Below are 23,298 nucleotides of genomic sequence, written 5' to 3' on the forward strand. Positions count from 1 at the left end.
ACAGATGAGGCCAACTATTACCCCATCGGTGTGCAGCACATTTTTGATTTTTGCATGCTTCTGTTAAGCAATTGAATGGATCGAAGCACCGTATCTCGCTCAAACTCATTCATAAATGAAAAAACCTCGTCAAGATAATCCGTCATCATTTTATCAATCGAACCCGCTACGAACTTTCCTTCCGTAGTAAGTGACAACAAATACACTCTTCCATCTTCGGGAGATGCTGTTTTCTTTACTAATTTCCTTTTTACTAATGATTGTATTTGCCTGCTAAAGGTGGTGATGTCTACACCAAGCGTATCAGCGACCAATTGCATAGACGGCATGGACTGGCGGTTAATTTCGTATAAGATATGGCTGTGTATGATCGATATATCTTGCCCGCCGATCTGGCAACAGTTCTTGCTTAACAAACCAAACTGTCTTGCAAGGATTTGCAGTAGCTCACGTGGATTGTTCATTATTCATACCTCCTGTTCTATTTATAACGGATTTACTTGTAATATGCAAGTTGTTTTTTATATTCGTTCATACTTATATAATCCTTTACTTATATTAAAAAGCGGAGTATATTAGCGAGAGAAGAAATGGCACAGGAAGAGCTAGCTTGATGTACGCATTCTAATCCGATACAGGAGTGATTTGATGAAACAACCGATCGACTCTCTTTCCGAAACTTTAAAATTGTTGTCTGACAAAACTCGCCTTACTATTCTAGCCATGCTTAAAGAAAAAGAATTATGCGTCTGTGATATCGTCGCTATTTTAGAAACGACACAGCCTAATGTAAGCCAGCATTTAAAGAAATTAAAAGTGGGCGGTTTGGTCAATGAAACTAGGCGCGCACAATGGATTTACTATTCTTTGAATATCGAAGACAAGCCTTATCTTCGTGCAATCGTGGATGAACTTCCATCGATGAAAGAAGAGCTTGGGAAGTTGCGTCCTGATTGTTGCAATTAATGAGCAGCTTTCATTACAGCAGCTCTGAAGAAAGCTTTTAGGAGGAGATATGTTAGTACTTGCATCTGTTATTTTTGTAGTGACACTCATCTTCGTCATATGGCAGCCAAAAGGTTTGAATATCGGCTATTCGGCTGTTGGCGGGGCTGTTATTGCCTTGCTGTGCGGCGTCGTTAATTTGCAGGACGTGTGGGATGTAACCGGCATGGTCTGGAACGCCACACTCGCATTTGTCGCCGTTATTTTGATCTCCTTGATCTTGGATGAGATTGGTTTTTTCGAATGGTCAGCGCTCCATATGGCGCGTTTTGCCAAAGGAAACGGTTATCTCATGTTTACCCTCGTCGTGTTGCTGGGTGCTGCCGTCGCTGCTTTTTTCGCAAATGATGGCGCTGCACTCATTCTTACGCCGATTGTACTCGCAATGGTACGAGCTTTAAAATTTGATGACCGCATGATCCTTCCCTTTATTATGGCGAGCGGATTTATTTCCGATACGGCGTCGTTGCCGCTTGTAGTCAGCAATCTGGTTAATATCGTTTCTTCCGACTTTTTTGGGATTGGATTTGCCGAGTATGCGAGCAGGATGATTATTCCGAACTTCTTTGCGGTTGGCGCCAGTTTGCTCGTTTTATTTCTTCTCTTCAGAAAGAGGATCCCAAAAAGCTATGATCTGAGCCAGCTTAAACAGCCTCGAGATGCCATTAAAGATATGCGCTTGTTTAAGCTGTCTTGGATGGTTTTAGCCGTCTTGCTCATTGCTTATCTAGTTAGCGAGTTTATCCATGTTCCTGTATCGATTATCGCTGGACTGGCAGCTATCGTCTTTATTATTGCGGCGCGCAAAAGCTCTGTTATCCATACTGGCGCTGTCATTAAAGGCGCTCCATGGTCGGTTGTCGTTTTTTCCATCGGCATGTATGTCGTCGTTTACGGACTGCGAAATGTCGGACTTACGGATCAGCTTGGCGAAGTGTTTCAATGGACAGCGGATCAAGGCTTATTTATGGCCACCATCGGTACAGGCTTCATCGCAGCCATCCTCTCGTCCCTCATGAACAATATGCCTACGGTTATGATTGATGCTTTAGCTATCCAAGGAACGACCACAACCGGTGTTTTGCGAGAGGCGCTCATTTATGCAAATGTTATCGGTTCTGATCTAGGCCCTAAAATTACGCCAATCGGGTCGTTGGCTACTTTGTTATGGCTGCATGTTCTGTCCAAAAAAGGCGTGAACATTACATGGGGCTATTACTTTAAAATTGGAATCGTGCTCACGCTTCCCGTCCTTTTCATTACATTGGTTGGCCTTTACTTATGGCTTAGCATCATACACTAAACGAAATCATAAGGAGATATACAATATGGAAAAGAAGCTGGTCTATTTTTTGTGCACAGGCAATTCATGCAGAAGCCAAATGGCGGATGGTTTTCTTAATGCCCTCGGAAGCGAACAATACGAAGTGAAAAGCGCTGGTCTCGAAGCCCACGGCTTGAACCCGAGAGCTGTACAAGTAATGAAGGAAGCAGGCGTAGATATTAGCCAAAACGCTTCTAACGTTATAGACCCTGTGTTGTTGAATCGCGCTCATTATGTCATTACGTTATGCGGACACGCCGACGAGCACTGCCCTGTAGTTTCCAATCCGAATGTAGTAAAGTGGCATTGGGGCTTTGATGATCCCGCTAAAGCAACGGGCACGGAAGACGAAATTATGGAACAGTTCCGAGCCGTTAGAGATGCCATTAAGTCGCGCATCGAAAAATTCGTGACAGAAGGACAATAATCTTCTTTTGTTGGACAGGCTGCCGATCGTTCGGCAGCCTATTGTTGTAAAGGTTACGTTACTCGAAATCTTCCTCCGTCAAATCCATATTGACACCCGCAGCAGTTCGGCTGCCGGAAGCCGCAGCAAATATTAATTGGGATGGCATTTCGTTTGCAGCGTCCCCCGCGGAGTATATGCCAGGTATCGAGGATCTTCCCCATTCATCCGTCTTAATGCCGCCAGACTCCGTCCTCTCGCAGCCCAAATTTTCTCCAAGCGCTGTGCTTGGCACTAATTTTGGAGACACGAAGCCGCCGTACCTTGGTATCTCCGTACCATCCGCAAACCGAACAAGCTCTAGCCGCCCATTTTGCCCGATGAACGCCGACACAGGCTGCTCCATCACGACGACTCCTTTTGTTTCCAGCTGCTTTCGCTGTAATTCGGACAGGGATGCTTTACCGTTCGTGCAGACGACCAAATCCTTGCTCCAATTGAAAATCATTTTGGCCATGTGGAAGATGGACGGATGATCGGAAACGACGACGAGCGGCCGTTCCCTTAGCTCCCAGCCATCACAATACGGGCAGTTAAACAAGCTTTTCCCATACAGCGGATAAAACCCTTCGATCTCAGGAAAAATCTCCTTCACGCCGGTTGCCAAGATTATTTTTCTCGCTAGGATTCGATCGCCCGAGGATACATTTACTTCAAATCCCGATTCTTTTTTTTCAACCGAAACAACCTCGATCTGCAGATGCTCGACAGACGGATAACGCAGCACCTCCTCATAAGCAATGCGGCGGAACTCAGACGGCGTTACGCCATCTCTCGTAATAAAGCCGTGAGACGCATGCGTAACGGCATTTCTTGGTTTATTGCTATCGATCAACACAACGCTTCTCTTTGCTCTGCCAAGCACAAGGGCTGCATTTAGCCCGGCGGGACCTCCGCCAATAATAGCGCAATCGTAAATCATGAACTCATCTCCTGTTATGTGGATATTAAAGACTCTTTTTGTCTATAATATAGCGAAAAAAACGCATATTATAGACGCCAAACACAATCCGGCTTAACCCGAAAGCATGAACGAGCATTCGCGGCATGTGCGGTGCATCATTCATTGCTTTTGAAAAACTCATGTCAGCAGCGCCAGATTTAAAGACTTACTATATCTATAATATCCTTGATTTTTAGGATGTGTCAAGCAATGCTTTTTTTAAACGCTACGTTTAGGCAATCCCTATCACCTTCCCCAAACGCTAAATTCTTCGCTGCACTTTGTTTTAGTAATTTGCAGATACGTATGTCTCGTAATGATAGACCCGATCTCGGATGAACCATTTCCTTTGCCATAAACACAAAGCGTATCTATGGGCGTTCGCCGCCCGTCTTGGCTGACATAATAATATTGGTCGGTCACCAGTCCATACTCCATATCGGGTTTGGACGTATCAAATGTTCCGTCAGCGTTTATCGGTATGACATCAAATTTTCCTTCCTTAACAAGCATTGGTGCTCCTTTAACGTTGTAATTCACCTGAATATTTCCCTCAAAGCCCTGCCAGCAGCACGTAGGCTAGAGCCAACAAGCAACGCCATCGATTAGTAAACTCAAATTTTTTTTTTTGCTTGTTTGTGGCTTTTTGTTAAGCTGCGGTGTCTAATTGAATGTAAGGTCAAGAGGAGGTACTTACCATGTCTGGAGCTCAAGACAACTACTCTGTTTATCCGGATGAACAGGGTAACATCAAAAATTTTCAAATCGCCTACGAGCAATATCGCCATCGAATTTGCAAATATTTCGCATTGAAAATAAATCCGATCGTTGCAGATGACTTAACACAACAGGTTTTTTTAAAGGCAATCGAAAACATCCATACCTTCAAAGAAAACGCGAGTTTATTCACTTGGATTTTCAAGATTGCTCAGAACACGGTGAAAAATGAATTTCGAAGCTTATCACGAAAAAAAGAAATACCCTATGATTTTGTAGAATATGAATCACAGTCTATCTCTCTTGATTTTGCAAAAAATGTTGAGATTCGTATTGATATTGGTGCTGCGTTAAAAAAACTAACTGAGCTGGACCAACAAATTATTACTTTGCGTTTTTTTGTTGATTGTACCTTATTGGAAATTTCCAAAATCGTTGGGATGCGCGAGAGTGCGGTCAAAAACAGACTGTACCGGTCTTTAGAGAAATTAAGAAGAGAATTAAAAGAATGGGGTGACATTACTATAATGTCTATTCAAGATATGATATCAATCGTAAATAAAAGTGAAACAAATGACATGGCTGCTCGTCTGAAGAAGGTTCATCAAGACTTATTTCATGAGCTTAAGGATAAGGTCGAAACCATTTCGTTGAAGTATAAGCACCAGCCGTCAAGAAAAATCATCATTGAAATTTATCCGGACCTACCTACCTTCCATCAAGCCGTGGGAGAAGAAAATGCGCCTAATTGGTTCATGGGTACCTTTGAGGAAAACGATTTGAAAATTGTTTCTCCTTTGAATCCCGGACCGGAGCATACGTATCAATCCATTCTAAAATCCACCGTGCACTTGTTTACAATGTGGTTAATCACTGACATTAATCCGCTTGCTCCAAAATGGATTCGTCAAGGCATTGGAGGATATGAGTCAAAAGGAATGAGCGAAGAATTCATCAGGAGCAGTACTTTGGATATCATTGATACTCTTGTTATCCCGTCTTTTCAGGAGTTAAATAATGATACTTGGGATTTTGAAACGATGAAAGGATTCCAATTTTCATATTTAATCGTGGAATTCGTTATCGATAAATATGGTTTAGACGCATTAAACAAGGTGATTAGAAATCCGAATGATTTTAATGGAATCTTTCAACGATCTGAGCCCGAGTTGTATGATCAATGGGTGGAGTATGTAAAGAACAAACGTCAACAACCTTAACTCTACTCAATCCCCCCATAAATGAGCTGCCAAGGCGCTTCCGAATGAAAATAGAGCTAGAAACTAGCTCTATTTCATTCAAATAAGCGGAAATTCCAAAATCAAGTCTAAAAGTTAACCTTACTCTGCGCATTTCCGCCGCCAAAGGTACAACCGCACTGCCATCTACCCCAGACAAGTTCGTAGTTAAAGCGCTTGATTAGTCTCCAGCAATCTCAATACAATTACCGTAGCTTCCGCTCTTGTTGCATGTTCACCCGGTACAAACCTATTGCCTCCGCGGCCTTGCATGATGCCTTTTTGAGCAACAATCTCTACCCATTCCTTGGCCCAGCTCGGAATGCTGCTGTTGTCCGCGAAATTGATTTGCGTGCCATCACTCTCTTGTATTTTCAAGCTTCGAGCGGCTATTGCTGCCATTTCCGCTCTCGTAATCGTTTGATCACCCCGGAATGAGTGATCCTCATAACCTTGAATGAGTCCCGCTTTTACCGCTTTAGCCACTTCTGGCTTTGCCCATTCAGGGATTTTCTTCGCGTCGGTAAACGTTAGGCTGCTTTGTTCCTGTAACTGCAAAGCACGGGACAGGATTACAGCAAACTGTGTCCGAGTGATCGAGCCGTTTGGAAGGAAGCTGCCATCTGGGTACCCGGCTATCATCCCTTTGCTTGCCGCCTCCATAATGCTATCTTCCGCCCAGTGACCTTTAATATCCGTAAACGAGATTGCCGCCGCCGCAGCGATTAACACTTTTTTGTCCAATGTGTAGGTCAGGGATTGCAGGTGGCTATCTACAACCTTCATGGCTTCCCATTTTATAGCTGCGGCTTCATTTGTCTTAGCTTTGAATTTCAAAGTTCCAATAAAAACATCTCCCTCTTCCCCCGCAATGTTGCCGATTTTCGTATGTGCAATTGTAATTTCTTGGTCCTTCTTAATCGGAGAGACCGAGAAGCCTTTCATTTGCGATTTGGATTCGAGTAGTTCCAGCTTCTTGGGGTCATAGGTGAACTTAGCCTCGTATGCGTACATATCCTTGATATGTTTGCCGTCCATCCTGATGGTAACGGTTTCGCCTGCTTTTAGTTTCTGCTTGTCAGCGGTCAATTGAAACGCTGGGGAGTCCGCCGCAAAGGCAGCGAAAGGCAATAGACTTGGGGAACAAATTATACTCATTAATAGAATAAAAATCATTTTTCGTTTCATGTGAGCACTCCCTTGCGAATGATTGCGACTACTCTAAAATTTTTCGAGCCAACCCGACCAAATCTTCTAGATCAACCTGCCCATCTCCGTTAATGTCTGCGGCTTTAGCTTCATTCCAATTCGGGCTGTTCTTATCTTCTCCGTAGTGCTTCGAGATGATTGCCAAATCACCGATACTTACCTTGCCATCCCCGTTCAAATCTCCGACAAGCGTACTGCCGCCTGAGATATTTAACACGATCGACATCGTTTCGGCAGCGGTTTCGACACCTGCTTCATCAGCCAACATAGCCTCTGCAATGCTGATTTCGCTGCTGCCGGAGCTTTCCGGTTTCACTTTAAAAGCTAACTGAAGCAAAGTAGCATCATCTGCAATCGCATGCTGAGCCCCTAGACTCGCGAGCAACAGCCTGATTTCCCCTGGACTGTTCATTTCCTTCTCAATAAGTCCTAACCCTTCGCGTAGGTTATGTTCACCCATAAACTCTAGCTTCGCTGCGTCATAGTTGATCGTAATATCTTCCGCAACAACGGCTTTCGTCAACTGGCTTAAGCTTAAATCTAAGATAACGGTTTGGCCAGGTATGACATTCGTATCTTGGGCAGCCAATTTCACCACATTGGCAACCATTTCTTTGCGCAAGGAAATCGTGTGCGTCGCGCCAAGTGCCCCGGACGTATTCACTTCCAGCTTTATAGCAGGTGATACTTGCAGGATATCTACCGTGCTGTCCTTGCTGACCAAAGCATAGCCCTCCCTTGCAATTTCAACCGTTACCTTGCTTTGAGACTGGGTTGGATCGGAGACCGAGATGGTGAGCTCGCCATTTTTCTCCTTGACCATCACGGAAGCCGGCTGACTCGACGTGATGAAGGAAGCAGTGCTTGCTTTCCAGAAATTCGCTGCCGTAATGCCTAGCGTTTTTTCATGAACGGCCTGAACGTCCGGCGTATTGCTAATAATCTCGATTTGCGGATTACCGCTATAACGGGCAGAAGCCGCTTCGTCCTTCCCTGGCAGCAGCACATAAGAATAATCTGCATGGCTTGGTTGTACGCCATGCTCTACCGCTAGGCTCAAGTAATTTCTAGTGATGAGATCCGTCGTGCCATCTAATTTGTTAATATCGGCATAGCTGCCGGTTCTCGCCTCGCGCAGCCCCTTCAGGTTAACGCCCCCCGGAAAATAATAACCAATATCGGATCCGGGTACATTGCCTGCGAGATGCGCCCAATGTACCCCCGTTAAAGTCTCTGACAAGCCTAGTTCACTCGACTTCAACACACCATCAACAGTCAGCTTGTTACCGCCAAGCTCATTGAGCTTGCGATTCTCTACAATCGTTTCAACTGGACGGTTGTCCGTGCTATTGATGCCTGCCCCTAACGCCACTATTTCATCATCGAATGTAAACCAGGATTTCAGGCCGCTTAGCGAACTGCCAGTCACCTTCGATAAGGAGAAATCCATCCCTGCAGCGCCATATAGCCCCTCCAAAGAAGAACCTCCGACCCATTTTTTCGTATTCGGATAGTTCGCCCATTCTCCCGGCGTTTTCCCCTCACCCGAACGGTCTGTCGTCGTTCCCGCTAATCGGAAGGAATCTACCGTCGCCCAAAATGCGTCACGGTACTGTGTTTGATCCTGATTGTACAGCGTAGTCATGCCTATGCCGGTATACCAGCCTTTCTTGTTTTCTGTGTTCCCGTATTCAAAGGCTGAGATTCTGTCCGAGAACATACTGATTCCTAAACCAAAGCCTGGGCGTAGATGCACGACTCGATCCATTCCGGCAAACACCTGATGTTTAAGCAATTCCCCTCTCGGCGAAATCGAATTGTCATTCATCAAGGACTTTACGAGCTGCATCTCATATAGCGACACGTCCTCCACATAACTCGCTTGTTTATCCTTCTGAATCCATTCCTTCACCATGCGCTTGAACGCCAGTGCCTTGTTCCCCGGAGCGGTATCCGCCAATCGCAGGATGGACAAAATCATCGATTTGGCGCTTCCGTCAGCAGCTCGCGAGATGCCGCGTCCGTTAACCATATCCATCGACAAGCCGTTATAAATGATCGGTTGAAAAGCATTTATAACCCAATCGTACACGTTGCTGACGTTCGGATCGGTAATCGGCCATGGCGAATCTTTAAGTATGTACGCCATATCCGCAGTACGCGCCAACCATTGCGCACCATAACCCCCCGTGTAAGCAACGTAGAAATGCTGAACGACAGATCCATCCCGATATACGCCGTCTCCCTTATCCGTATACTTGTACTCATTGCCGATCGGGGCGAGGCCTTGTGCAATCTTTGCCGCGGACTTTCCGATGACGCCGCGAAGCGACACATTAAACGCTTTATCCATCAGGTTAGCGCCGACTTCCTTAACCCCGCTTACATCGCGTCTGGTCGGGTCCGGCAAAAACCGATCGAACGCTTTCAAGTAGTTTTGAAGCTGTTCCGAAGACAAATCCGCATACATGAGCACCATCAAGTCGTTCAACGTACGGGGCGTTGAAATCTCCCAAACGTACCAGTTGCCGTATTCATTTAACCGTTCATTGTAACGATTGACATACAGCCAATCCATGCCCTTGATAATAGCTGCTTTCAGCGTTTCATTCTGGTAAAAAGCAGAGCCCTGAATCGAATAACTCAGCGCCATCGCTTTTAAACGCTCATAGGATTGGCCGAATTGATAAGGATCCGTCTTGCTCGCAAGGTCGGTCCAAAGGGTGGTTCTCCCTTCGTTTTTGTCCATCGTGTCCCAGTAGCCGGTATGCTCATTATTGCTGACGCTATGAGTCAACTGATCCAGATATGCGGTTGCATCGGCATCCATACCATCGTTATTTGGTAACCCTGTTAGTCTTACAAACCATTTCTGGCGCATTGTGTCATACGCCCCGAGCATATCCTCTGACTCCACGCTTACCGTACTTTCACTGTAAAATAAACCGTCTTCCGTCATCGCGCGAATGACTGCTGTCCCTGCTGCTTTCGCAATTACTGATCCACCATCGACCGACGCAACCTCTTCATTTGATGAGCTCCACAGGATCGGCTTGCTTGAGGCTCCGCTCGGAATCGTATTAGCGGTCAGAACGGCTGATTTCCCCACCTCCAACGTTATGGACGAAGGTTCAATTTTAATGGCTGTCATACCGTCCCACTCCTCAAGCCAAAGATCATCAAACCAAGCCGTACCGGTTCCGGTTTCGAGAAACGGTTCAATTTTAAGCTTGCTCGCCGTTGCCGGAACGGTCATGACCGCTTCGTGCTTTGTCCAATCCTCCGTACCTTTTAATACAACCGTTTTGGGACCGTCGCTTACCTTGCTTCCTGTGCTGGTCAAATACTGGGTGCGAACGAATACGCCATTCTCTGAAACTACGTTTGCTGTCTTCATCCACACGCTTAGCCTATACGATTTCCCTGGCGTTACCTGCACCGTAGCTCCGATCGATCCCCTGCTGCTTGTCGGAGCGTCAATTCTGACCGATTTAGAACCTTCGCGGTATACGGAGCTATCTACAGAAGCGATAGGGTTACCGCTCGGATACCACTCCGTCCACCCGACAGGCTCGATATTATCCGTCCATTTATTTCTTGCTGTTGTTCTCGTCTCCTCAAAGCTGCCATTAGGTATTACATTTTGGGGCGGATCTGCAGCCACGGCAATGGATGCCCCAGGTGCAATGAGACCGATTAACAATGACATGCTAAGAAAAAAAAGACGTATTTTCCGCATATTGTTCTCCCTTCGTATTCCCTTCAAGTAAAATGAGGAGGAGAATGGTTCTCCTCCTCATTTGGGCTTTCGCTAACCGATCATAAGCTTGGCAACTGCAGCCAAATCGACAATATCAATTTTGCCATCATGATTGAGATCGAAGCGCTTCACATCTTGCCAATCTGAACTTGTCGTATCTTTGCCGTAATGTACGGCAATCAAGGCCAAATCGCCTACGCTTACTTTCTCGTCACCATTGAAATCGCCAGGAATGCCAGGCTCTTCTACAATCACCTTAATGCCAAGAGAAGCTAACTCAGCTGTTGTCTCAGCTCCTTGCTCATCGCCAAGAGTAGCAGAAGCAATGGAGATCGTTCCAGTTGCTGTCTCCGCAACCTCCTTAGCCTTAAAGGTAAGCAGCGCTATTTCAGCGTCCTTCGCCACTGCTTGCCCTGCTCCAAGGCTGGCGATAATGAACTGGAGTTTTCCGCTTGCTCCTACTTCCGAGTCCACAATGGTTACGCCATCGATTAACGAAGCCGCCTCCACGTATTCGAAGAGGTTCGCATCGTAATTCAATGCGATGTGCTGCGCATAAACCTTTTGTTCGACTCCGTTTAATCCGTATTTTATCGCGAATGATTTTCCGCTCTGGATAGATTCCGGTCCGGTTAAGATAGTCGCTAAACGCTCCGGCTTATTTACGGATACTTTGAGCTTTTCCGTTTTGTAAGTCGTTTTGACATCCGATGATGCATATTTGATGTTATCGAATCCGAATGTCCGTCCGCTCGCGTTATCCCAAACAAACGCAAGTGAAATCCGGTCAAAGTTTTTTATGGCCGTGGTCGTCTTAACAAGCTGATTGTCGATATACATCTTTAAATCTGTGCCCGACGTATAGTCCCATTTAAGTTCATGCCAGCCAACCGTGCGCGGAATGGAGGTTTTCTCCCAAGCGGTAGCGGAACTGCTAGCTCTTATCGAATAATTGTCCAAATTGCCTACAGTGCCGCCGTCAAAAAATATGCCCATTGCAGCAAAAAGATTTTCTCGTTTATTGCCGACATGGGATACGACTCTCGTACGTCCGTCTTTCGAACCGTCATCATATAACATCATCGTTACGATGCCTTGCTGATTGGGTCCAAATACTTTTTCAACAGCTGGCGGATTGTCATATAGGACGCCGTATTTGCCATGATAGGCCACTTTATCCGATAGCTTGCCGCCTGACCCGCTCGTTGGCGGATTTTGCTCCGTCACAAAATCTCCCCAACCATTTTCAAAGCTTTCCGAATAGATAAGATTTTTGTATTCTTGTATGTCAGCAGTTACGCCAATTTCATTTACTCCCGCTAAATCGCCTGTGAAGGTAAGTTTGCCGGTAAGCGGATCAACGGCAGCATGGGGGTTGTCGGTTTCATAAGAAACTTTATAATACGGCGGATTGTTAACTGTACCGCCGCCCTGCATTTCACCGTCAATTCTGAGCTGTACAGTCTTCTTATCCTCGGACAAATATGCGTCATCAGAAGCGACGATATATTTATTTACCGGTGTGCTCGGATGAACGGTGACCTGGCTAGTCGCTTTCACGCTGGCATTCACAACACTTTGTGCCGTTATCGCCGCAGTGCCAACAGAAATAGCCGAAATCTTGCCGCTTGCATCCACCGAAGCAACGGATGGGTTGCTGCTGGACCATTTCACTCCCTTAAACCAAGCATCGGCAGGCAGCACGGTTGCGGTAAGAGCAGCACCCGACTGTCCTAAATAGAGCTCCGTTGCCGTTTGATTAAGCTTTATTTCCGTCGGCAAAACCTCTGGCTTAACGATTACAGGCGGATCATTCGAAAATTCATGAGCGCCAATATCTGCAGCGCCGCTAATATTATTGTTAAAGAAGTCCTTTGATGCTGCCGCCCATACAGATGGCGTCAAGCTGGAAACATCCGCCCCCGCATTAATTAGCGGCGAATCGCTGAGCAATTTATAACCATCCAATGCGGCAGCGTTGAATGCATCCAAACCGGAGATTATATTTTTCGGCTCTTCCCCCGGTCTCGCGAACTTAGGACTTTCAAAAATACTGTTTTCCAACACAACGCCTGAGAAGCTTTGTCCTTTAATATCGCTCCCCGGATAAAATGCGTTGTTTTTAATCTCACCGCCGGCGAACGTGTTCGAACCCATATTCATCGTGCCTTTTGCCATAAAGATATTGTTATAGAGCTTGGCATATCGATTCGTATGGCTGAAGATTTTAGTGTTGATGTTCGAATCGGCAAAGAACGTATTATTATGAATCAACGGTGCATCATTTGCGGTTGTCGGCAAATAATGAAGCAAATACGCTCCATTGCCGTCATTCACGCTAATATTGTAACGGACTAGCGAATTTCTTGAGCCGCCCATGAATAAGATAAAGCCGCCTCTATTATCATGGCTGTAATTATATTGATAGAGAGTACCTTCACTAAACATATCAACGTCGAATGCTTGGCCGTCATTATAGCCAAACTTGCCGCCATAAACCTCGTTATATTGAATGACCGTATCTTTTACGGCGATAACCCACAAGCCCGCATAATTGACATTGCCGACGTTTTTGAAGGAATGATCAACAACCGTGTTATATTCGATTCTGCCATTGGTCCCGATATTGCTCATGACGATGCCGTCGCCTTGCACCTTCTCGATATAGTTATTTTTGAATTGCACATTCGTCAGCACTTTCGGGAAGTTAGCCGTTACGTCCCCTTCCTTATACAATCCTGCATTTCTTATGCCTTCAATATCAACATTAATGACCTTGTTGTTTTCCACGAGTGCATCGCTGATATTGCCTAGCAGAAGAATTCCGCCGCTGCCCATTTTATGTCCTTTGGGATTGCCGTTAACGTCGTGGACGTAGTTGTTTTTTATGACAATGCCTTTGTGGGCGTTAGCCAGCCACTGTGCCTGATTTGTTGCAGAGGTTTTAATCGCGATACCTGCTCTTTGCGAAATGATCGTTTCACTATAATTCGTTACCTCAAAGTTATTGATTTCTAGGTAACTGCCGTCTGTAATATCGATTACCGCAGACTGCGTTTTGTCCGATACCCCGCTGTAATACGTATATAGTGAGAAAGGTTCAGTCGTTGTCGTACCGTTTCCATTAAGGATTGGCCTGCTATTCGGATCTGTACTGCCGTATTTATCGAAGATAATCGGCGCTTCTGCAGTTCCGGCTATGTTCTTTAGCTTTAAGCTGCCCGCCCATACATCACCTGCTTTAAACAGGAATTTATCGCCCGGCTGCATAGCTGCGGTACTAATCTTCTCTAGCGACTTCCAAGGCTTCGCTTGCGATAAACCGTTATTATTGTCATTGCCTTCAGAAGAACTGATGTAATAGGTTGTGCCGGAAGCAGCGTGCGCTTCCTTTGGAGATATCGTGGGAACAAGTAAGGCGATCATAAGCGCAATCATAATAAAAGTGCGGTTCGTCTTATAAATCCGTCTTTTTCTCATTTTACAACTCCTCTTTACCGTCATTTTTCCATACGATCCCTGACTAACAATAAAAACGATCCATCCTGAAACGTGCTCCCTTTCGTCCCCCTTATTTTTATTTCTTATTGTTTCACCTCAAGAGAATGAAGTGTAAATAAGCTTATCCATTCCATTTTCGTTCATTACTTCGAAGCGTTGACCGGAAAGCGCTTTCAAACAATGCGATACGTTATGTATCCATTGTAATTTGAGTTCATCTATTCAATAATTGACAAACTTTACTTATACGAGACTATTTTTACTCCTTTTAATCTTTTGTGTTGAAGCGGGGATTATCTCCAACCAATCATGTGTTTATTCGAAAAAAAGGGTGCTCCTACGCCAGAATGACGTAATAAGCAACCCCTTTTTCCCTAGCTTTATTTGCCTATAATCTGCGAAGCAACAGCAGATAGATCGAGAATATCAATTTTGCCATCACGGTTTATATCGGCAATCTTCACTTGCTGCCAGTCTGGGCTTGCTATCGTCTTCCCATATTGAGCCGCAACGATCGCTAAGTCACCAACGCTTACTTTGCCATCATGATTGACGTCAGGCGAACCTTCCGCTTGGTCTGGCATAATAGTAACGGCAAGCGTGGAAGGCTTCGCTTTCGCTTCGTTGCCTTGCGCATCTCCTAACAAGGCATCCGTAATCGCGATCGTTACCGTGATCGCCTCTTCAACCGGCTTTGCCTTGAACGTTAACTCGATGAGCGGCGTACTGCCTATTATCGCTTTTCCATCCCCTAAGCTTGCTGAGATGAGCCGAATCGTGCCTGGTGTATTTTCTGATTTGGATACGAGATTCACATCACCATTCAACGATTTGGCATCGACAAATTCCAATGCGGAAGCATCATATTGCAAGGTGAAATCCTCTGCGTAAGTGCTGGTTGTCACGCGGTTTAATTCCATATTCACAGTAAAAGCTTGGCCTGAAGCGACCGCATCTTCGTTTAGAACCAACGTCGTGGCATTGTCAGGGAGCTCGACATTGATATGGGTGTCTAGTTCCGTCTTCGCTATTTTGATTTGGGCAATTTCTTGCTGCACCGCTTCTTTTGTTACGATTTTGGATGCAAATGTTTGCTCTGCTTCAGCTATTTTTTTCTTATACGTGTTCATCGCTGACGCTGGATATTGTCCTGGAGCTGAGCCTACAAGCTCGGTATTGTCCGCTAATTGCCTTGCAGCTTGGATCTCACTGTATAACGTGTCAATTTCGGTGATCGCCATACGCTGCGTGAGATCATCGTACAGCATTTGCACTTGCTCCGGATAAATCGCACTACTATACAACCGAGCTACACTAACGTCCCCATCCAGCACATAGTTCCCTCTATTGCTTGCCTCGGGATCCGCGCCGATCGCGAATTGAATGTCAGGCTGGCTCAAAGTGCCTGTGACCGCTATTGAACCTACATTCACGCCATTCAAATACATAACGATTTGCCCGCCATCATAGGCAGCAACTAAATGATAGATTTTCCCAGCCTGCAATTGAGCTCCTACACGCTTGTAGCCGCCATTGATATGCGCCCATAATTCCATTTTACCTGTTGATGTTGATTCGAAGCCCAGCCCTCCGCTTTGGGTGTTGCCGAACACATCTTGCGTACGGATCGTATTCAACTTGAACATGGATTCAATCGTAAATGCTTTCGTTACCGCTTTGATCGAGCTGCTTGTAGGAATGGCGAAATATTCATTCGTCGTTCCGTTCATGCGCCCAACGAATTGCCTAAACTCGGGGCTGTAAACGATTTTGGCGCTGCTGCCGGTCGATGTCGCATGATTCCTTGCAGGCGAGCGATCATTCGCCGTACCGTCTAAGAAATCAATATCAATGACATCAGCAACGGGCCTCTCGGTTGCAGGAGGCCTTACCTTCGTCGTCGCCTCATCTGTTAACGGAACGTCACTCCGATTGCTGAATGCATCGATAGCTGTAACTTCGACTCTATACTTTGTCGCTGGCTGTAAGCCGCTTATCTCGAATGACAACTGCGATGGAGCAGGATCATCATACATTTGCGCGAATGCAAGAAAAGATTGAGCCGCCGCGCCTGTCGTTGCGTTGACGGCCTTCACTTCATAGGATCTGACGAACAAATTATCGGTGGCCTGATCGAACGTTACGCTCATTTTGTTCGTACCTATGCTGGTTGGGTCAATGGCAGCTTTTGCAGCAGCAGGGAATGAAGGTTTAACTTTATCTCGGTCGCTTGTATACGTGAATTCGCTTTTAACCGCAGGATATTTAATCACCCAATCGTCGCCTGTCCAAGCATTCGCATGGAAATCTCTGCGCTTAATATGTACTTCTTGATCAAGCACTTCGACGACAAGCCCTTGCGTGATTTCATCCGTTGGATGGATGCCTTGGATCTTGCCGGGCTCGAGCTCAGGATACCGCACCGCAGATGTGCCTACGGATGTGAAATCCTTCTGCATAACAGAACCGGGATCATCCAGCACGTAATGAGAGTGCCCTGAGAACGTAATCACCTGAGGATACTTCGCTAACGTGTTATACAGTTTTGTCGCATTTTGCTTATGTCCCCACAAGTCGCTGCCGTAAACCGTGTTTGTTATAGGCTGATGCAAAAAAACAAAGATTGGTTTATTCGCGTCCTGCTCTTCCGCCAGCTTCACGTCAAGCCAGTCTAACTGCGTATCGGACAGCGTTCCGTCACGTGTGCCATCCTCGCTGCCAAGTATTATAAAATGGTACCCATTGATCCACTGGTCATAATAAATGCCGCTCATGCCTGTTTTTTCTTTAAATCGCTGCTGCGTGCCGCTAATATAATCATGGTTGCCAATCGTGAACAGCGGAACCGCATTCGGCTCTTTTCGTGCATGATAATTGCTCATCAAAGTATCGTACTGCGCTGCCGTGCCGGTATCGGTAATATCGCCTACTGCAGCAAATGCATCATAACCCGGTGCAATTTGTTTCAATTGATTGAGGACCATTTGCCATTTGGGGACATCCTTTGACGTTTTGCCAATATGAATGTCGCTAACAACTGGGAATACGAGATTTTTCCCATCTGGCCGTGCTGTTGTTGTACGCAAATCCGAAGAAGCGGCATTTCCTTGGCCCACACTGATCATGGAGCCAAGCAGCTGTAATGTTAAAGCTGCGATCAGTATTTTCGACATGGCCTGCGAAATCCTCAAACGTTTGAACCTAACTTCCATCATTGAAATTCCTCCTCATTTCATTGTACGGGCAGTTAAGAATCGAATCGCCAAGCTGTTGTTTAATGATACGTTTTGTATCCATTCATTCTATACTGGAAATGATGGCTTCAATAATAGACAATCTTTACTAATACGAGACTATATTTACACCTTTATCTGCATCATGTAATAAAGATGAAATCTATTTTTCATCTCGTTTTAATGAAGACCGCCTATAATAAAAACAACCCCTTTTGTGTTATATATATAATGAAGACCCACAGCACCGAATGCTGTGGGTCTCTTTTTGTCCAATTGGATGATTAGTTTATGTTATAGATTCGGGCCATTTTCCTTATATGCCCGGCTAGCTCCTCGATCAATTCAGCCGGCTCGATAACCAGGACAAAGCTGCTATAGCTCAAAATACTGCGTACCGCCCGCTCCGTCGAGGAGTAATGGGCAATGACCGATAACGTCCCGTCTGGATGATCGGATACTTCATCATAGCCGAATTCGTCCCTTACCCTAGTCTTCATTTCAGGCTGGAAGCGAAGCACTGCTCTCACCTTTTGAAAATCCGCTTTCTCCATGAATTGCCGTTCGACATCTTGCAGTGTGTAGTTCCTGCGAATAAAGGTATCCGATAAGCTGCTCAGATGAAGCATGCGGGAGAGCCTAAATACTCGAATGTCGGATCGCGTAAGGCAATAACCATATACGTACCAGACATACCCTTTGAGAAAAAGACCCATCGGCTCAATCGTCCGCTCCGTCTCCTGCCCTTTGTTGTCCAAATAATGAAAACGAACCACCTTCAGCTCCTTAATCGCTTTGTGCAGAGGTTCAATTTTCTCTTTGTCATTTGGTGCCGGTTTAAAATCAAGATCAACTTGAGCGGAGCTTGCTCCGCTTGCCGGAGCCGGCATTAATGCGCCCACTCGCTCCAGCAGCTCGTTAATGTCCGAGCTGTCCGTGGCGGATTTGGCTCCTCGGAGCGCAGAGCAAATCGCCGAAAAATCGTCAAAGGACAAAACCTGTTTATCGATGCGATAACCCGACATAATTTCATACCCTCCATCCGAACCCGGGAATGATATGATCGGAATGCCTGCTTGATTAATGGATTCCATATCTCGATAGATGGTGCGCAAGGAGACCTCGAAGCGTTCAGCCAGCTCGGTCGCACTCACGCGGGTTTGGTTTAATAAAGACATCGTTATAGCAAGTAATCGATCCAGTTTCACACGAGGTTCCTCCCTGCCGCAAATATGGTACCGGCTCAAGTTTCTACAATAGTTCTGCGCCTGCCTGCCTTTAACCTTCTTTGCTTATCTTATCTAAATCGGCTGAAGAAGTTTTGCAGTTCGGTAACTAGAAGATCAGACGCGTCTAATGCGGCAAAATGGGTACCACGCTCAAACTCTGACCACTGCACAATATTAGTGTTGTCCCGAGTTGCGAAACGTTTCATCGATTTAAAATCATGCCCGAACACCGAAACTCCCGTTGCCGTCGCGTTTGCTTCTTGCGAGGACTTCTCCTGTGGATGGACATTCTCATAGTACAAGCGGGCAGAGGATTCGGCTGTATTGGTCAGCCAATAAATCATTACATTTGTCAGCAGCGCATCACGGTCAATAAAATCGATATGGTCGCCAAAGCCGTTGAACAGCTCCGCTATCCAAGCAAGCTGCCCTACTGGGGAATCAGCGAGCCCATAGGACAACGTCTGCGGACGCGTCTGCTGTATGGCGTTATAGCCTGCGCGCTCATGGAAGTTCGCTAAAAACTGCAAACGGCTTTGATCATCCTCCGACAGGTCAACCATTTCTTCCGGATTGCCGGATGGGAACGAGAACAGCTGCAGAACTTGAATGGCGAGAAGCCCTTCCGGCTTTTGAATGCCCATCTCACGGGATACTAGTGCACCGCAATCGCTGCCATGAGCGCCGTATTTCGCGTATCCCAAACGGTTCATCAGCTCCGCCCATGCCCTTGCAATGCGAGAAATATCCCATCCTGCACCCAGCTCCCCGCCCGAGAAGCCAAAGCCGGGCACCGAAGGTATAACCAGATGGAAGGCATTCGCCGGATCTCCGCCATAAGCGCGAGGATTAGTTAACGGACCGATTAGATTCCAAAACTCCACAATGGAGCTCGGCCAGCCATGCGTGAGAAGCAGCGGCAGCGCACTAGGCTCAGGCGAGCGTATATGCATAAAATGTATATTGGCTCCATCAATGGTCGTCGTGAACTGCGGAAACTCATTCAAGCGGGCTTCATGCTTGCGCCAGTCATATTCATTTTTCCAATACTCAGCTAACTCTTTCACATATGCCGATGATACCCCGTATTTCCAGCCAGCGTCCTGCAAGCTATTCGCCCAGCGTGTATTCGTTAAGCGGTATTGCAGATCATCAAGCTGTGCCTGTGGGATTTGAATTTGAAAAGGTTGAGTTTCCGTATCTAAAGCGTTAGCTGCGTGGTTTGATTGAAAGGTTGACATTGTTATTTCCTCCTCGGATTTGGGTTTGTTTCGTTTTCTTCTCTACAATTCTTATGATAAGGCATCCACCCTGACAACATGATGTCAGGGTTGTAGAGGCTTATAAAAAAAGCAGCCAAAGCAAAATTTCTGCTTGGCTGCCGGTCTTATTCCACCAGTGCTTCATCTCACAAAATTTTAAATCCCCCTTTTATACCATGATTCCTTCACACTTACACATTCAAAATTTTTTTCGCCATTTTTGCAAAATCTTCAATATCAATCTGGTTATCGCCACTTAGGTCAGCAGCCTTCGCTGCGTTCCAGTCTGGACTGTCGCTGTTCTTGCCGTAGTGGCTGGCAACGATCGCTAAATCTCCAATCGAGATTTTACCGTCATGGTTCAGGTCGCCATCTGAGCCGCTGCCCTCAGTGCGATAGCCTCTCTCGTGTAATTCCCGCCATTGTCGAATTCTCCCGACCCCTTATTAAACACAACATAATACGATAATGGATGGCGCATTCTGCAGTTAGTTTTTAATGGGTGCGCTTCATCAGCATACATGTCCCCATAGCTATGTGTATTTACAAAAAACAGGAATTTATTGTTATTTTCCGTGAATAGGTGTGAGCTCAAGTAGAGCAAGCCCGTCAATATGCTGCCGAATTAATACCAAGCAACCCCCGCCTGTTCAACAGGGGAGGGGCTAATTTGATGCTAGCTTCATAACTTTAGAGGCTTCTAACCGGTATCTCATTGAGATCACAGAATATTTTTTTCCCCATAGCTTCAGCTGTTCTGACCATTTCATCGGCACCCTTTGACGGTCCCCCAATTCTCAGTACCGCGTCACAATGAGATAACAAGCGAACGGACGATGGGTGAAACATACGGTCGAAAATCTCATCTCCGATCCGTCGTGATCCTGCCATTTCCATGAGCGGCAGCGCATACCATTCGCCAAGTACCGGCATATGCCCTATTTCATAAACGCGTAATGCCGCTTCATTCATCAGCCGCATATTAGCCTCGATTAGCTTTGAATCGTCTCCCGTATTGGAACGGTAAGGCCCCGCTACCAATATATGCAGTGACTTGCTCTTGGGCTGAATCAACCCGTTAAGCTGAGCGTATTGAAGCAGCATAATCGTTTTCCCATCTCGTATTTCACCGTTCTCCACCATGCTCAGCGCTTGCTCGAAGGGCAGTTCCAGCACTTCGATCTCTTCCTGTTCTTTTTCTGCGCCTCCGCCCTGTCCCGTCTGCATATGCGAGGCATATTCCGCAACAAAAAAATATAATATTTCCGTGACCGAGCCCGGAGACATATAAGCCTCCCCAACCTTCTGGACATTAGCCAACCGGAATCCGGTTTCCTCTTCCGCTTCTCGGAGTATGCAGTCCTCCGGCGAGTCCTTATCCAGCAGCCCGGCGCAAGCCTCGATAAGTATCCCGTTCTCATTTCCGTTTATATAAGTCGGCATTCGAAATTGCCGGGTCAGAATCACGGTTTGCTTTTCCAAGTTATACAGCAGAATCGCAGCGCCGTTGCCACGGTCATACGCTTCTCTTTCTTGCGTTTCCCAGCTGCCGTCGCGCTTTTGATACTTGAAAGTCATCTTCTTCAAAACATACCAATTATTAGATAAAATTTCTTCTTTCACGATTTCAATATTCGGATTCATATGTATTTCTCCTTATCCTCAACCATTTTTTTTGCCTTAAAAAATCCCGAATCCTTCGTGATGTAGAGAGCTCCTTTTTCCGCTATCTTGGCACGCAAATAAGTTGTGAATTGGTCGAGCTTCCCGCCGACAAGAACCGTCCTCGCATTCATCGGCGTTGAAGTAATGTATTGGATGAGAGGCTGTTCATCGTCAATCAGCATGTGATCCTCAAAGCGGATCTGTTCGATCTCTGCAAACGAGTCCTGCAGCGCTTCTTTCCCGTTATCCAGATGGAAACGTTCCATTACAGGATCAAGCACCTGAATATTTGCGTCAAAAGCTTGCGTCAACTGCTCGATTTCCCGCAAATGGCTTTTGCTCATCGTTGAGGCGTACAAGCAGCCACCAGGCTTTAGTATCCGATGCATTTCAGGGACAGCCCGGTTAATATCGAGTACATGATAGAGCATGTGATTGGCAATTACGATATCAAATTCATTGTCATGAAAAGGAACCGCCTGGGCGTCGGCAACTAGAAATTTGAATCGCCCGCTGTGCGCACCCAAACTTATCTTTGCCTCATCAAGCATTCCTGGCGACAGGTCCGTAAGCGTAATGTTCCAGGTTTCGGGGATGAGGTCTACATTTCGCCGCCATAAGGCAGCATCACCGCAACCAAGCTCCAGCACCTTTAAATGGGGAACCGAGCCCAGATGTTCAAAGAACCACCTGTGCCATCCGATCTTATTGAGGCTAAACTGATCGTACAGACTTATTCTCGCTTGCAGCCGAAATGCGTTTTGGTACTGCTCACTCCAGTCCTTTTCCTTATGAATCGATTGGATTATGCCCGCTAAACCTTCCCAATCCACTTCCTCACCTTGCTCATCAACCATACCCAGCGCTTCTTCAATGGTTTTAGATACGTACATCATATGAGCGATCTTATGCTGGATGATGTCTTTTTGCATCTTCAATGAGCTTCTTAAGTCTCGTTCTGGCGCAGTGTCGTTCAGCATAATTTGACTGATCTCGGCCAGGGATAACCCGATGTACTTAAGCATCTGGATCTTTTCCAGTCGTGCTACATCATCTTTGCTGTATAGTCGGATGGATGTATGGTTGTATTTTGCGGGCTTCAGCAGACCGATCTTATCATAATAACGGAGTGTTCTGAGCGTCATCCCCGTTCGCTGCGCAAGCTGGCCTGTCGTCAGATATTGAACTTCCCCTGGCTTCAAACACCCATCCTCCTTTCGTGATTTCCATTATATAAGGTGACGTAACGTCACCTACAAGCTTTATTTAAAAGAAGGGCTGCCACATGGCAGCCCTTCGATATTACGCTAGATTAATCCTTTGGTCAGCAGAATTTCCAATGGCTCATTTTCAAGCAATAAACAGCCTGCATCCCTATAACCTAATTTTCTGTAAAAGTGCTGTGCCTCTTCGTTCGCCATCGTAGATGTCATCACCCATTTAAAACCATTTTGTCTCATCTCTTCTTCCCAAAAGAGCACAGCTTGCTTCCCTATCCCCTTGCTGCGATATGGTTCATCAATCCAAATCATATTCATAAAAGGGGTATTGTCCCAAAAATAACCATGCCTCATCCATCCGATATTCGTTTCATCATCATTTTGTAATAGATATATTTCATTTCCCTGAATTTTCGGTAAAATTAAACGCTCTAAAAGATGGTGATCATGGATTCTAACGTATTCATAGTCTGATTCCGTTGCGGCAACTACTCTCAACACTACCCCCCCTTTATATTCACAGGTT

General features: G+C 46.0%; 16 protein-coding genes and 1 pseudogene. 4 read left to right on the forward strand and 13 right to left on the reverse strand.

The window, feature by feature from the left end; translation table 11 throughout:
• Positions 1 to 17: 17 nt before the first annotated feature.
• Entirely contained in the window at positions 18 to 464 is a 447-nt protein-coding gene (locus A7975_RS07080) for a MarR family winged helix-turn-helix transcriptional regulator (RefSeq protein WP_065384607.1), read from the reverse strand.
• Positions 465 to 648: 184 nt separating this feature from the next.
• Between A7975_RS07080 and A7975_RS07085 the strand changes: the two genes are divergently transcribed.
• From A7975_RS07085 to arsC, 3 genes are read left to right on the forward strand one after another with little or no spacing between them, the layout of a single operon-like run.
• Positions 649 to 966, forward strand: coding sequence for an ArsR/SmtB family transcription factor (locus A7975_RS07085; RefSeq protein ID WP_065384608.1), 318 nt, complete (start codon positions 649 to 651; stop codon positions 964 to 966).
• Positions 967 to 1,015: 49 nt separating this feature from the next.
• Positions 1,016 to 2,308, forward strand: coding sequence for an arsenic transporter (locus A7975_RS07090; RefSeq protein WP_065384609.1), 1,293 nt, complete (start codon positions 1,016 to 1,018; stop codon positions 2,306 to 2,308).
• 25 nt (positions 2,309 to 2,333) lie between these two features.
• Positions 2,334 to 2,756 (forward strand): arsenate reductase (thioredoxin), encoded by a 423-nt coding sequence (gene arsC / locus A7975_RS07095; protein ID WP_053376439.1) that lies wholly within the window; start codon positions 2,334 to 2,336, stop codon positions 2,754 to 2,756.
• 58 nt (positions 2,757 to 2,814) lie between these two features.
• On the opposite strand, the gene A7975_RS07100 is transcribed toward arsC, so the two are convergent.
• Both A7975_RS07100 and A7975_RS07105 read right to left on the reverse strand, forming a co-directional pair.
• Positions 2,815 to 3,717 carry an NAD(P)/FAD-dependent oxidoreductase gene (locus tag A7975_RS07100; RefSeq protein ID WP_065384610.1) on the reverse strand — a complete coding sequence of 301 codons (903 nt, stop codon included), beginning with the start codon at positions 3,715 to 3,717 and terminating at the stop codon, positions 2,815 to 2,817.
• 267 nt (positions 3,718 to 3,984) lie between these two features.
• Positions 3,985 to 4,290 (reverse strand): annotated as a pseudogene (locus A7975_RS07105) (DUF6843 domain-containing protein); the annotation flags it as partial.
• Positions 4,291 to 4,436: 146 nt separating this feature from the next.
• Here A7975_RS07105 and A7975_RS07110 point away from each other — a divergent pair.
• Complete coding sequence (locus A7975_RS07110; protein WP_065384612.1) at positions 4,437 to 5,675, forward strand: RNA polymerase sigma factor; 1,239 nt, start codon at positions 4,437 to 4,439, stop codon at positions 5,673 to 5,675.
• A gap of 186 nt (positions 5,676 to 5,861) precedes the next feature.
• Here A7975_RS07110 and A7975_RS07115 read toward each other — a convergent pair whose 3' ends face one another.
• From A7975_RS07115 to A7975_RS07155, 10 genes are all read right to left on the reverse strand, one after another.
• On the reverse strand, positions 5,862 to 6,881 hold the full coding sequence (locus tag A7975_RS07115; protein WP_065384613.1) for an S-layer homology domain-containing protein: 1,020 nt from the start codon (positions 6,879 to 6,881) through the stop codon (positions 5,862 to 5,864).
• A 28-nt stretch (positions 6,882 to 6,909) separates the two neighbouring features.
• Positions 6,910 to 10,641 carry a polysaccharide lyase family 8 super-sandwich domain-containing protein gene (locus A7975_RS07120; RefSeq protein ID WP_065384614.1) on the reverse strand — a complete coding sequence of 1,244 codons (3,732 nt, stop codon included), beginning with the start codon at positions 10,639 to 10,641 and terminating at the stop codon, positions 6,910 to 6,912.
• Positions 10,642 to 10,713: 72 nt separating this feature from the next.
• Positions 10,714 to 14,142, reverse strand: coding sequence for a cohesin domain-containing protein (locus A7975_RS07125; protein WP_065384615.1), 3,429 nt, complete (start codon positions 14,140 to 14,142; stop codon positions 10,714 to 10,716).
• Between the two features lie 401 nt (positions 14,143 to 14,543).
• The gene (locus tag A7975_RS07130) at positions 14,544 to 17,378 is read right to left on the reverse strand and encodes a LamG-like jellyroll fold domain-containing protein (RefSeq protein ID WP_065384616.1); all 2,835 of its coding nucleotides are present in this window, start codon (positions 17,376 to 17,378) and stop codon (positions 14,544 to 14,546) included.
• Between the two features lie 302 nt (positions 17,379 to 17,680).
• Positions 17,681 to 18,604 carry a helix-turn-helix transcriptional regulator gene (locus A7975_RS07135; protein WP_065384617.1) on the reverse strand — a complete coding sequence of 308 codons (924 nt, stop codon included), beginning with the start codon at positions 18,602 to 18,604 and terminating at the stop codon, positions 17,681 to 17,683.
• A gap of 89 nt (positions 18,605 to 18,693) precedes the next feature.
• Positions 18,694 to 19,866: an epoxide hydrolase family protein gene (locus A7975_RS07140; RefSeq protein ID WP_065384618.1), complete on the reverse strand. Its 1,173-nt coding sequence runs from the start codon at positions 19,864 to 19,866 to the stop codon at positions 18,694 to 18,696.
• 212 nt (positions 19,867 to 20,078) lie between these two features.
• Positions 20,079 to 20,318: a dockerin type I repeat-containing protein gene (locus A7975_RS34025; RefSeq protein WP_176707695.1), complete on the reverse strand. Its 240-nt coding sequence runs from the start codon at positions 20,316 to 20,318 to the stop codon at positions 20,079 to 20,081.
• A 259-nt stretch (positions 20,319 to 20,577) separates the two neighbouring features.
• Positions 20,578 to 21,531 carry a GDP-mannose pyrophosphatase NudK gene (gene nudK, locus A7975_RS07145; RefSeq protein WP_065384619.1) on the reverse strand — a complete coding sequence of 318 codons (954 nt, stop codon included), beginning with the start codon at positions 21,529 to 21,531 and terminating at the stop codon, positions 20,578 to 20,580.
• Complete coding sequence (locus A7975_RS07150; RefSeq protein WP_082198015.1) at positions 21,528 to 22,754, reverse strand: MerR family transcriptional regulator; 1,227 nt, start codon at positions 22,752 to 22,754, stop codon at positions 21,528 to 21,530. The genes nudK and A7975_RS07150 overlap by 4 nt, the downstream gene beginning before the upstream one ends.
• Positions 22,755 to 22,859: 105 nt before the next feature.
• Positions 22,860 to 23,270 (reverse strand): GNAT family N-acetyltransferase, encoded by a 411-nt coding sequence (locus tag A7975_RS07155; protein ID WP_065384620.1) that lies wholly within the window; start codon positions 23,268 to 23,270, stop codon positions 22,860 to 22,862.
• Positions 23,271 to 23,298 lie beyond the last annotated feature (28 nt).

Source organism: Bacillus sp. FJAT-26390, assembly GCF_001682865.1.
In the GTDB taxonomy this organism is placed as follows: Bacteria; Bacillota; Bacilli; order Paenibacillales; family Paenibacillaceae; genus Pristimantibacillus.